This is a genomic window from Chitinophaga sp. LS1, assembly GCF_034274695.1.
GTDB lineage: Bacteria > Bacteroidota > Bacteroidia > Chitinophagales > Chitinophagaceae > Chitinophaga.
This window is the reverse complement of record NZ_CP128362.1, coordinates 3815277-3825724: the sequence shown is the minus strand read 5'-3', so window position 1 is coordinate 3825724 and position 10448 is coordinate 3815277. Positions and strand designations below refer to the sequence as shown.

The following is a 10448-nucleotide window of genomic DNA, read 5'->3' as shown; positions in this document are numbered from 1 at the left end:
CAAAATCCGATCATTAAGTATTATTTTTGCGCTGCAAATCGCGTAAAAATAATAATATGTCTCCTAAATCGGCGCCTGACATCGTACTGATCGGTGCGGGCATAATGAGTGCAACGCTAGGCGTATTGCTGAAAGAATTACAACCGGAGCTGACAATAGAAATCTTCGAACGACTGGACGTGATCGCCGGAGAAAGCTCGGATGCCTGGAACAATGCTGGTACAGGCCATTCTGCTTTCTGTGAGCTGAACTACACACCAGAAAAGAAGGACGGATCTATCGACATCGGAAAAGCGATCAAGATTGCAGAATCTTTTGAAATCTCAAAAGAGTTCTGGTCGTTCCTCGTGCAGGCAGGTTGCGTAAACTCGCCGGGCAATTTCATACAGAGCGTACCTCACATGAGCTTTGTATGGGGAGAGAACAACGTAGAATATCTCAAGAAACGTCAACAGGCGCTTTCTGCAAATAATCTCTTTAAAGGCATGGAATTTTCCGAAGACCCTGCGGTGATCAAAAACTGGATCCCCCTGGTAATGGAAGGTCGTGACCCTAACGAAAAAGTAGCAGCTACCCGTATGGAAGCTGGTACTGATATCAACTTCGGTGCCCTCACCCGCTCTCTCATTACTTATCTGCAACAACAACCTGGTGTAAATCTTCACCTCGAACACGAGGTGAAAGACCTGGAACAGGGAGAAGATGGCAGATGGAGATTGAAAGTGAAGGATCTGAAGAATGGTAAAAAAAGAACATTACAGGCGAAATTTGTATTCATCGGCGCTGGTGGTGGTTCACTCCCACTGCTGGAAAAATCTGATATCATAGAAGGTAAAGGTTTCGGTGGATTCCCTGTAAGCGGACAGTGGCTGGTTTGTAAAAACCAGGCAATTGTTGAAAAGCATGCTGCTAAAGTATATGGTAAAGCGTCTGTAGGCGCACCGCCAATGTCTGTACCTCACCTCGATACACGTATGATCGATGGTAAGAAGGCATTGTTGTTCGGACCTTATGCAGGTTTCTCTACCAAGTTCCTGAAAAAAGGTTCCTGGCTGGATTTACCACGCTCTATCAAGTTCAATAATATCCGTCCGATGCTGGCTGCTGGTCTTGATAACCTTCCATTGACAAAATACCTGATTGACCAGGTACGTCAGTCACCGGAAGAAAGGCTGGAAGCATTAAAGGATTTTCTGCCTGAGGCGAAGATGGAAGATTGGGAACTGGAAGTAGCAGGACAGCGTGTGCAGGTGATTAAGAAAGATCCGGAGCATGGTGGGATCCTGGAATTTGGTACAGAAGTGGTAAGTTCAGCGGATGGTAGCATTGCTGCATTGTTGGGAGCTTCTCCTGGTGCAAGTACAGCAGTGTCTATTATGTTAGAGTTGATGAATAAGTGCTTTAAGAAGGAGTTGGCGACAGAAGCGTGGAGGAACAAGTTGTTGCAGATGATTCCTTCTTATGGGAAGAAACTGGCGGATGAACCTGATATGCTGGAACAGGTGAGGTCATGGGCGAATAATGTACTGGAATTAAAGTCTTAGAAATACAAACAAAAACGCTTTTGCCGTAGGCAAAAGCGTTTTTGTTTGAGCACAAATTATTAGGGGCAGGCCTGTGGCCTGCCCCTAATAATTTGATTTTACTTTTAAAAAAAATAGGGGATATGGATATATCCCCTTTGTTTTAACCTTATCTTATTGTTTCTAAGAGACTTTTTTTACCTCAACCCCACTGGCTTATACGGTATCCTCACCACTACACTCACACTTTTTCCCGGCTCTATCACCAAATCAAAACTCCCCTCATGCAACGCCGCCATATAAGACATCAAATAACACACCGGCTGGTTGAGCAATTCATTATCAGCATCCCTGAAATAGTTTGCATAGAAATTTCCCCTGATCTCAAAATAGCTTTCTTCAAAACTAAATATAAGTTTAGGCAACTGATGACTCATTGAATGCCGGTTCATCCAAAAATAAAGATTCAATACCAACTGCCGGATCACAAACTCATCTATGTAAGCATCAATCCCTTTTATTACAGATGGTAACTCAGTGACGGGTTGCAACACTTTATTATATGGTTCATCTCGGATCAACTGATTCAAAAATAAATGCAGGCTCGTTTGCTTCCTCTTAAACGCAAAACTTTTGTTTAGCATATATTGTACTATCCGTACATTTTGCAGCTGGAAGTCTAATTCGATCACCTGCGACTTGACGGCCTCCGTCTGACGGGTTATTCTTCCTTCGACTTGCTTCCCATCATATAACGCGATCAGCTCTACGCTGGAAAGTATACTCGCTACAATGGATTTCAACTCGTGAAAGATGTCCTCAATAAGCCGGTTGTCCTCAAGGAAATTTTGTGCTGACACAGAAGTTTTCATTTACAACGCTGTTTACAGGCTTCCTAAAGTTGGTTGTCGGCTTATAATAATGCCGGAGTGTAAAACTAACACTTAATGCCTGTTATTTGCTATTAACATTATTACTTATATTAGTAAAATATAGCCAATCTGATGTTTTTTTTCAAGGTTGTATCATGCTAGCTTATAAATAGTATACAACCCAACTGCCTTTCACTATATTCAAAAAAAAGTTAAAATGCATTTTTATCTCCTCTGATGGTATTAAATACTGTCAGGAAAATGATCTTCAAATCAAAATACACCGACCAGTTTTCCATATACCAGATGTCATGCTCTATTCGCTTATTCAGATGCAGATCGTCTGTAATCTCCCCTCTGTAACCGTTTACCTGCGCCCAGCCCGTAATACCCGGTTTTAAGAAATGCCTGATCATATACTTCTGAATAATCGCCGAATATTCTTCCGTATGTTTCAGCATATGCGGCCTGGGCCCTACGATCGACATATCTCCCCACAACACATTCAGGAATTGCGGCATCTCATCGAGATTCGTCTTTCTCATGAATTTTCCCAATCTGGTAAATCGCTTGTCATTTCTCGTCGCCTGCTTACTATTCGCATCGTTGTTTACATACATACTTCTAAACTTCAGACAACGGAATGTTTTGTTATTTCGACCAGTTCTGTTCTGGATAAAGAATACCGGTCCCCTGCTTTCCAGCTTCACCAGCAGCGCCAGTAAAGGTATCAGCCAGCTCAATAAAAAGACCGTCACCCCTAAGCTGAATATCAGGTCAAAGAAACGCTTCCTGATCCTGTTTGCAATATCATCCAGCGGCTCTGACCGCAGTGAAATAATAGGAATGTTATCCAGGTAATCAATGTAGATCTGCCTGTTTACAAACATCCTGAAATCAGGTACAAAGCGAAAACGGATAAAATGTTTCTCCGCTTCATGGGCCAATGTATACAGGTAAGGAAACTGCTCCGGTGATAAAGTCGAATAGATCTCCCTGATGTTATTTAACTGTGCATAATTGATGCACTCCTGCAAGTTGCCGATAACGGGATAATATGACAGCTCATGCACATTACTGTATTCCTCAAAATAACCCTCAAAACGGAGATTACCCTTTCTGCCCAGCAGGTTATCGACCAGTTGCTTGGAAAGGTCATTATAACCCACGATAACCACCTTCCGCTCGATTTCTTTCCGCCGCATCAGATAATGCGTCAGTATATAAAAGAAAAGCCTGTCTGCCAATACAATGATGAGGAAAAGCGAACAATAAGTGATGATGAAAATACGGTTATAGGCTTCTTTATTTAAAAATACAAATAACAATATTAAAAGCAGGTATAGCAAAATCCCCTGAATCGTTTTCCTGGCTATCTTTTCATAAGACATCTGCTGACTCAAAAAATAAATACCCGTAGTATACAACGCAATAACCCATGCAATATTTGAAGCGAGTAAAAAAGTATCTCTATCCAGGTGTACTGGTACCTCTTTTTGTTGTAACCAGTAAGAAACAAAGAAGAAAAAAGCATTCAGACAAAAGAAATCCATAATCAGGATCTGAATGCTGCATATTTTTAAATAACGGTTCAACATAAAAATAAGTTTTATCCTACTACTACATGTTCTTCGAATCGCCCCATAATCCTCCCTACTGCCAAATAATTCTCTGCATACGCTCTGCCGTTTCCTGCTATCACGCTCACATCTTCACTTACAGACCGCAGTATCCCTTCGTTGAGAGCCTGCTGATCTTCTGCATCAACCAGTATACCCATATTATGCGCAGACACCAGGTCATGCAAGCTCGTGCCGCTATTGGCCGTTATCAATGCCAGACCGCCCACTGCTAAAATTGTCGTAAGCTTGCTCGGCATTACCAGGTCACTGGCATTTGCTTTTTGTATCACAAGATGTACATCGGCCATATTCAGGAAGTGATTAAACCGCTCAAATGGTTGCAAAGGGAAAAAGATCACATTCTCCAATCCCATCTCCTGCGACTGCGACACCAACCGCTCCTTGTAAGGTCCTGACCCACAGATCAAAAATTTCAGATGTCTGTCTGCTCTCAACGTCTGTGCAGCCAGCAGAATGGATTCCAACCCCTGCTTCTCCCCGATCGCACCTGAATACAAGACAATCTTATCCGTCGCGGCAAAGCCGTATTCTGTTTTCAACAACAACCGCTCTTCAATAGGATGAAACTTGTTTACATCCACCCAGTTCGGAAAGAAAAAAATATCTTTCTTCGCCTTTTCCCGGATCTTCTTCATCATACCATCCGAAATACTGCCCACCATATCTGCCTGTCTGAAAATATACCGCTCCATTTTGAAGAGTATATTGATCAGCTTTGGCGAAGCTATCATCTTCAGGTCTCTCGCTGCCTCTATCTGCATATCCTGTATATGATAGAACACTTTCGCACCTCTCAGTTTCTTGTAGATCACCGCCAGCAATCCCAGATGGAAAGGTGGCACTACCGTAATCACGACATCATACTTCTTCCGGGGCAACAACGTCAGCAACTTAAAAAATGCAGATACGGCAAATGAAAAGTCGAGCATGATCCTCGTTTTGCCCGTAGGCTTTGCCGGCACATATTGCGGACATCGGTATACCGTCAGGTTGCCCTGCTTCTCTTTCGTATACCAGTTCTTTTTCCTGTCGTAAGGAGGCTGCACCTTCCACTCCGGGTAATAAGGGTAACTCGTGATCACTGTACAATCATATCCGTTCTCTGCAAGCCATTTCATCATCTCACCATTGTATTTCCCTATCCCGGTAGGTTCCGGTGAAAAGTTCCCACCTATCAATAATATTCGCTTGGACATAACTATACTAAAATCTCTCTTTTTCGTACTGAAATAGCAGGGTTCCCTGCATAAACAAGCCAGGCATCCATATCCTTCGCTGCGACTGACTTCACTGTCAGCACCGCATGGGAGCCACATACTATACCTGGACACACTACTGACTGTGCCCCGATCCACACCCCATCTTCTATCCTGATACCACCCAGTCTGTAAGGAAAATCACTGCGTTTGTAATCATGATTACCCGTCAGCAACATCGCCCCTTGCGATATACACACATGATTGCCGATATGCACCTCATCCAGATTATCGATCCACACACTCTCTCCAATCCAGCAGTGATCGCCAATCTCTAACTTCCACGGATACTTGATCCTCACCTTGGTCTTGATCACAAGACCTTTGCCCACCTTCGCGCCAAATGAGCGCAACAACTTCCGCTTAATGCCATAGGGCCATGGCAAAGCACTGTTAAAAATGTAATAGTTAACCAGGTACCATAATCCGATTTTCCACTTGGGTCCGGCTGCATAGTTACCTGTGTTAAACCTGGATAGATCTGTGTTCATCGGTGTATGAAGTCTTTGATTTGTTTTGAAAAAAGCGGCATAAATAAACTCCAGCTATAGCGCCAGTCGTATTGAGCAGTATATCGTCAACATCAGCGACTCCACTTTCTGTATAATACTGTATGATTTCAATGGCAAGGCTTAACAAAAAAGCTAATACGGCTATCTTCACTACACTCTTCATATTGAATACCTGCATCATCACATATGCAAAAGGCAGGAACAACACGATATTGCCAAACAGGTTGCCGAAGAAAAAAAAAGCATGGACTAACCACGTACCTCCATGTGTGTCAAACAACTCCTTCACACTATCCACGATCGGGTGTAATCGCAATCGCTCTGCATCTGACAACTTCACACCTTTTCTCCACGGCGCCCAAAACACGATATAAAACAGCCCCACGAAATATGCAACACTATAAAAGATCCTTTTCATTAATTAAGCACGATATTATAATCCTCCTTCAACACAGCGAGCATCTTCTCCTTCCCTTTATCCCCATTCAGCTTTCCTTCAAACTCTTCCAGGTTCACATCTACCAGTAAGCGATACCAATACCCCTGCATAAAGTGAAACACAAATCCATGATACCCGTCCATAAATCCGAATCGTAAAATGTACCTGTACATGAAGTAAAAGGAAGCCCGCATACCCGGTGATAAAGAAGAATATACCCGCTCCTTCAGGAACCGTTTTCGCTTCGCCTGCGTGCTCTCCATTTCCAGCAATCGCTTATCTGCACTCAGCAGGCCGTATTTAATATTCAGCAGGTCTACCATCTCACGGATGGCATAGTTATTATGCTTGTTCACCCACCAGTGTATCGCATTCAGGTTGTAATCCACTATGTGCTCTTTGAACTGCGCTGTCTTTCCTTCGGACAGTACAATGTGTTCATCCATCCAGCGCTGCTCTATACTGCCTATTCCATTTCGCCAGATGCGTAGCAGGTTGTGTGGATAGAAACCACCATGTTTGATCCACTTGCCTTTGAACAATACCTTTCTGCGGATGTATATACCACTCACTTCTGTTGGCAGTCCCTGTACTTTTTCATTGATCTCTGCAATCAATGCCGGTTCCAGGTATTCATCACTGTCCATGCGCATTACCCACGAAGCTTTGGTACCACAGTTATCCAGTCCCCATTGAAACTGCTGTGCATAATTCACCCATGTGTGCTGAAACACCTTTGCACCATAGCTCTCTGCAATCGCTACCGTACCGTCCGTAGAAAATGCATCTACGATATAAATCTCATCTGATACCTGTCGCATACTTTCCAGACAGCGACCGATATGCTTCTCTTCATTGTATGTAAGAATAATGACTGCCAGATCCATATTATATTATCTTTTTCGCTGTTCCTGAACGTTGATACAAGGTGACATAATCTCCTGCCAGCTTGTTCTCATTAAAATCCCTGTTGATGATATCCTTCGCTGTAGCCGTAATACGGTTGCGTTCCAGCTTATCGTTGTAAGCCAGGGTCAGCTTCGCTCTTACCTCTTCAATGTCTTCAATACCTGTAATCCATCCCAGCCTGTTTTGTTCTACATAGCCGGACAATCCCACATTGTTACTGATCAATACCGGTGTACCTACATACAAAGACTCGATCACTACGATCGCAAAGTTTTCATTGTGCGAAGTGAGGGCGAACAAATCTGTATTTGCAAGGAAAGGGAATTTCGTTTCTGAATTCTTCCAGCCTACCCACTCTACATGATCTTCCATGTTCAGTGTAGCAACCATCGATTTCAGTTCTGCCACATACGCTTCCTCACCTGAACCTGCTATCTGCAATTTGTATTTGAAAGGCACTTTCGATAAAGCAATGAGCAGAATATCCAACCCCTTCTTAGGATCTACACGAGACAAAAAGCTAATAGTAAATACTTCATTCTCCTGACGGGGACAGTCTACCACAGGCAGGTCTACCAGATTAAAGATCTTTGCCCCCTGCCAGCCGTTATTGATGCGCAGGCACTCATTCCACTCCATAGGAGAAGAAGTATGCAGATAAGTATGCTTAAGTAAACTCTTGCCGATTACATTGTGCAATACCTTTTTCTTTGCCTGGTTCTTAGCCGTCAGTACATAATCGCAGAACATACCATGCGGAGAAAGTACCTGTTTGATGCCTCTCAGTCTGCACATGAGCGAAGCGCCTAATACAAGGAAACTCCACCATGAATGAATATGTACCACATCAAATGACTTCGCTGTTTTCCACGTATGTTTCCACAAAGCAGGAGATACATGTGTATGATCGCCTGTTATTCTTGGAAAGTAATACACCGTTACACCATCCACCGGCACAGGCGTCTTTAAAGGCACCTCTAATTCCTGATGACCGTTTGCAGTGGTAGTGAATACAGTCACCTCATGCCCAAGGCTTACAAGTCTCTCAGCCAATCTGGCGATCACTACAATGGGCCCGCCGTATATAAAAGCCGGCTTGTAAGAAGGAACAATAAATAAGATTTTCATCATGATGCTTTTGCGCTGATCACCGGCATGGCAACAGCTGCTTTCTTACGTTTTTTTATCAATAAGGGCATAGCCACTCTTTTCTGAAAATGTATTTCTAACAGGTAAGCCATCACTAAAGTCAGTACTGCAAAACAGATCCATGTCAATGCACCGGATCCCATGTAGTGCTTTACCAATCGTAGTAAAGGCACATGCACGATGTAAATACCATAAGAGATTGGTGCGAGGAAAGACAATGGTTCCAGCCACCTGAACTTGTCTGCATTTACAAACCGCTGTGCAGCTATCCACACGATGGCAAAACCAATGGCTGCCATAAAATGCCTGATTTCAATAAAAGGATGTAATCCTATTGTACCATGACTGGCCCTGATCTCCGGATAGCTGGCAACCACGTACGCAGCCAGTGTGAGCAATAAACTCCCCATACCTTTCCAAAACGGCGCATTACTATTAGAAAGAGTAGCTTCTGCCAGTGCAGCACCCAGCCACCAGATAGGCAGGTATAATAAAGTGAGACAAGCCTTATTCGGGAAGAAACTAAACACTCCGGCAGCTACCACAGATATCACCGTCACTGCCAATAAATTCCTGTTAAACCTTGCAGCACCTGTAATCGCATAGAACAGGTAAAACCATACCTCATACCCAAGACTCCACAAAGGATCATTATCTCCAAAAGTGGGATACCCGATCCCCGGTTTTTGTAACTGTGAATCCTGCAATCCTACCATGTTATACACAAAGCTGCGCAGGTCAGTATGTGCATCGCCACCAGTCGCCATATCGATCCCCACACTCAATATCATCACCACAATAAAAATGGGATAGATGCGCACAAAACGTTTCCACAAAAAATCCTTTCTGTCAAATTCAGACTTCGTGCTATAGTTAATATGAATCACAAAACCACTAAGCAGGAAAAACAAAATCACTGCCTCCTGACCGAACAATAACAAAGGTCGTATCGGTGCAGGCAATAGCTCCCGTGAATGGTGCAATACCACATACAAAGCTGCCAATCCCCTGCATACCTCTAAAGGCCATAACTTATTTTGCGTCTTCATGTAGTACAGGCTTGGGTGAAGAAATATGTCGGATGGCGGTCACTGCATTATCCGCCATTGTATCCATGGTTAATTCTTTCCTTACATAAGCGCGGGCATTCTCGCCCATTCTGCCTATTTCTGTTTCTGTAGAGAGCGACAATACATCTACACACTCCGCCATGCTCTCGAAGATCATTCCATTGTGACCGTGTCTGATATAACTGTATTCCACACATTGCAATACAGACTCAGAACGTTTGAATGTAAATACCGGCTTACCGTAAGACATCGCTTCCACAATAGATAAGCCTACCCATCCCGGCTGAAAATAAATATCCGCCATGCTGAACAACTCATCCTTCACCTTTCTGTCATACAGGGCACCAAAGTCATGTACATGTGTATATTGGGTAAAATCCGGCTTCAATCTGCCATCACCGATGATCACAAATGCGAATCCTTCGGGTGACAATCTTTCTATCAGCTCTACCAGCAGATCTACCCGCCTACCCGGCTCATTGAATCTTGCACAGTAGATGAGCACACGCTGCTGGGTAATACCATATCTTTCTCTCAAAGATTGCTTATCAGGCATGTTCAATTCGAGAATGGCATCCACACCAGAGATCGTATTATTCAATGCATGTCCGTTCATCTTCGGCATAAAGGTTTTCCACACTTCCAGTTCTTTCTTTGTATAGAACCACACACCATCAGACAAGCCAATCATCCAGCGCAGTAACAGGTGCGGTTTCTTTTCTTCCTTCACATATCGCTTTACAGAAATCCCATGTCCCCACAACACAATTTTTTGTTTGATGAAAGGCTTCAGTAAAAGGATCAGCCAGGTACTCAGGTGACCAAAGTTCAGCATCAGCACCAGCACATTGTATTTCCTATTCAGCAACGGAAAAGGATTATACAAAACGAATGGTCCTTTCATAAATGCACGCAAAGGAATAATGCAGGTATTTCCCTCTTTGAAATGATGCTTGCCAATATCGGCCTGCTTCTCATAACAATACAGGTCCATTGGCAACTGCTCCTTCAGCATGTTGAAAAACTCCTCCCTGTAATGAGGTATATATGGTTGCAAAATGCCAATCATGTTAAA

The 10448-nt window shown here is 43.4% G+C and carries 10 protein-coding genes; 1 reads left to right on the top strand and 9 read right to left on the bottom strand.

What is annotated here, in order from left to right:
• Positions 1-26: 26 nt before the first annotated feature.
• On the top strand, positions 27-1544 hold the full coding sequence (locus tag QQL36_RS15850) for a malate:quinone oxidoreductase (RefSeq protein ID WP_321570238.1): 1518 nt from the start codon (positions 27-29) through the stop codon (positions 1542-1544).
• A 176-nt stretch (positions 1545-1720) separates the two neighbouring features.
• Here QQL36_RS15850 and QQL36_RS15845 read toward each other — a convergent pair whose 3' ends face one another.
• The 9 genes from QQL36_RS15845 to QQL36_RS15805 all read right to left on the bottom strand — a co-directional run bounded on the left by QQL36_RS15845 (position 1721) and on the right by QQL36_RS15805 (position 10442).
• Positions 1721-2395: a hypothetical protein gene (locus QQL36_RS15845; RefSeq protein WP_321570237.1), complete on the bottom strand. Its 675-nt coding sequence runs from the start codon at positions 2393-2395 to the stop codon at positions 1721-1723.
• A 212-nt stretch (positions 2396-2607) separates the two neighbouring features.
• On the bottom strand, positions 2608-3993 hold the full coding sequence (locus QQL36_RS15840; protein ID WP_321570236.1) for an undecaprenyl-phosphate glucose phosphotransferase: 1386 nt from the start codon (positions 3991-3993) through the stop codon (positions 2608-2610).
• A gap of 11 nt (positions 3994-4004) precedes the next feature.
• Entirely contained in the window at positions 4005-5234 is a 1230-nt protein-coding gene (locus QQL36_RS15835) for a WcaI family glycosyltransferase (protein WP_321570235.1), read from the bottom strand.
• A gap of 2 nt (positions 5235-5236) precedes the next feature.
• Entirely contained in the window at positions 5237-5785 is a 549-nt protein-coding gene (locus tag QQL36_RS15830) for a WcaF family extracellular polysaccharide biosynthesis acetyltransferase (protein WP_321570234.1), read from the bottom strand.
• On the bottom strand, positions 5760-6224 hold the full coding sequence (locus tag QQL36_RS15825) for a VanZ family protein (protein ID WP_321570233.1): 465 nt from the start codon (positions 6222-6224) through the stop codon (positions 5760-5762). Before QQL36_RS15825 ends, QQL36_RS15830 begins: the two co-directional genes overlap by 26 nt.
• A complete protein-coding gene (locus QQL36_RS15820; RefSeq protein WP_321570232.1) occupies positions 6224-7132 on the bottom strand; it encodes a glycosyltransferase family 2 protein in 909 nt (302 codons plus the stop codon). Before QQL36_RS15820 ends, QQL36_RS15825 begins: the two co-directional genes overlap by 1 nt.
• A 1-nt stretch (position 7133) precedes the next feature.
• A complete protein-coding gene (locus QQL36_RS15815; protein WP_321570231.1) occupies positions 7134-8285 on the bottom strand; it encodes an XrtY-associated glycosyltransferase XYAG1 in 1152 nt (383 codons plus the stop codon).
• Positions 8282-9352 carry an acyltransferase gene (locus QQL36_RS15810; RefSeq protein WP_321570230.1) on the bottom strand — a complete coding sequence of 357 codons (1071 nt, stop codon included), beginning with the start codon at positions 9350-9352 and terminating at the stop codon, positions 8282-8284. The genes QQL36_RS15815 and QQL36_RS15810 overlap by 4 nt, the downstream gene beginning before the upstream one ends.
• Positions 9336-10442 carry a glycosyltransferase gene (locus QQL36_RS15805; RefSeq protein ID WP_083722769.1) on the bottom strand — a complete coding sequence of 369 codons (1107 nt, stop codon included), beginning with the start codon at positions 10440-10442 and terminating at the stop codon, positions 9336-9338. The genes QQL36_RS15810 and QQL36_RS15805 overlap by 17 nt, the downstream gene beginning before the upstream one ends.
• Positions 10443-10448 lie beyond the last annotated feature (6 nt).

What these genes read in the sequence shown, in the direction of transcription:
- QQL36_RS15845 (WP_321570237.1), bottom strand. Translation starts at nt 2,395, where the DNA reads ATGAAAACTTCTGTGTCAGCACAAAATTTCCTTGAGGACAACCGGCTT.
- QQL36_RS15840 (WP_321570236.1), bottom strand. Translation starts at nt 3,993, where the DNA reads ATGTTGAACCGTTATTTAAAAATATGCAGCATTCAGATCCTGATTATG.
- QQL36_RS15835 (WP_321570235.1), bottom strand. Translation starts at nt 5,234, where the DNA reads ATGTCCAAGCGAATATTATTGATAGGTGGGAACTTTTCACCGGAACCT.
- QQL36_RS15830 (WP_321570234.1), bottom strand. Translation starts at nt 5,785, where the DNA reads ATGAACACAGATCTATCCAGGTTTAACACAGGTAACTATGCAGCCGGA.
- QQL36_RS15825 (WP_321570233.1), bottom strand. Translation starts at nt 6,224, where the DNA reads ATGAAAAGGATCTTTTATAGTGTTGCATATTTCGTGGGGCTGTTTTAT.
- QQL36_RS15820 (WP_321570232.1), bottom strand. Translation starts at nt 7,132, where the DNA reads ATGGATCTGGCAGTCATTATTCTTACATACAATGAAGAGAAGCATATC.
- QQL36_RS15815 (WP_321570231.1), bottom strand. Translation starts at nt 8,285, where the DNA reads ATGATGAAAATCTTATTTATTGTTCCTTCTTACAAGCCGGCTTTTATA.
- QQL36_RS15810 (WP_321570230.1), bottom strand. Translation starts at nt 9,352, where the DNA reads ATGAAGACGCAAAATAAGTTATGGCCTTTAGAGGTATGCAGGGGATTG.
- QQL36_RS15805 (WP_083722769.1), bottom strand. Translation starts at nt 10,442, where the DNA reads ATGATTGGCATTTTGCAACCATATATACCTCATTACAGGGAGGAGTTT.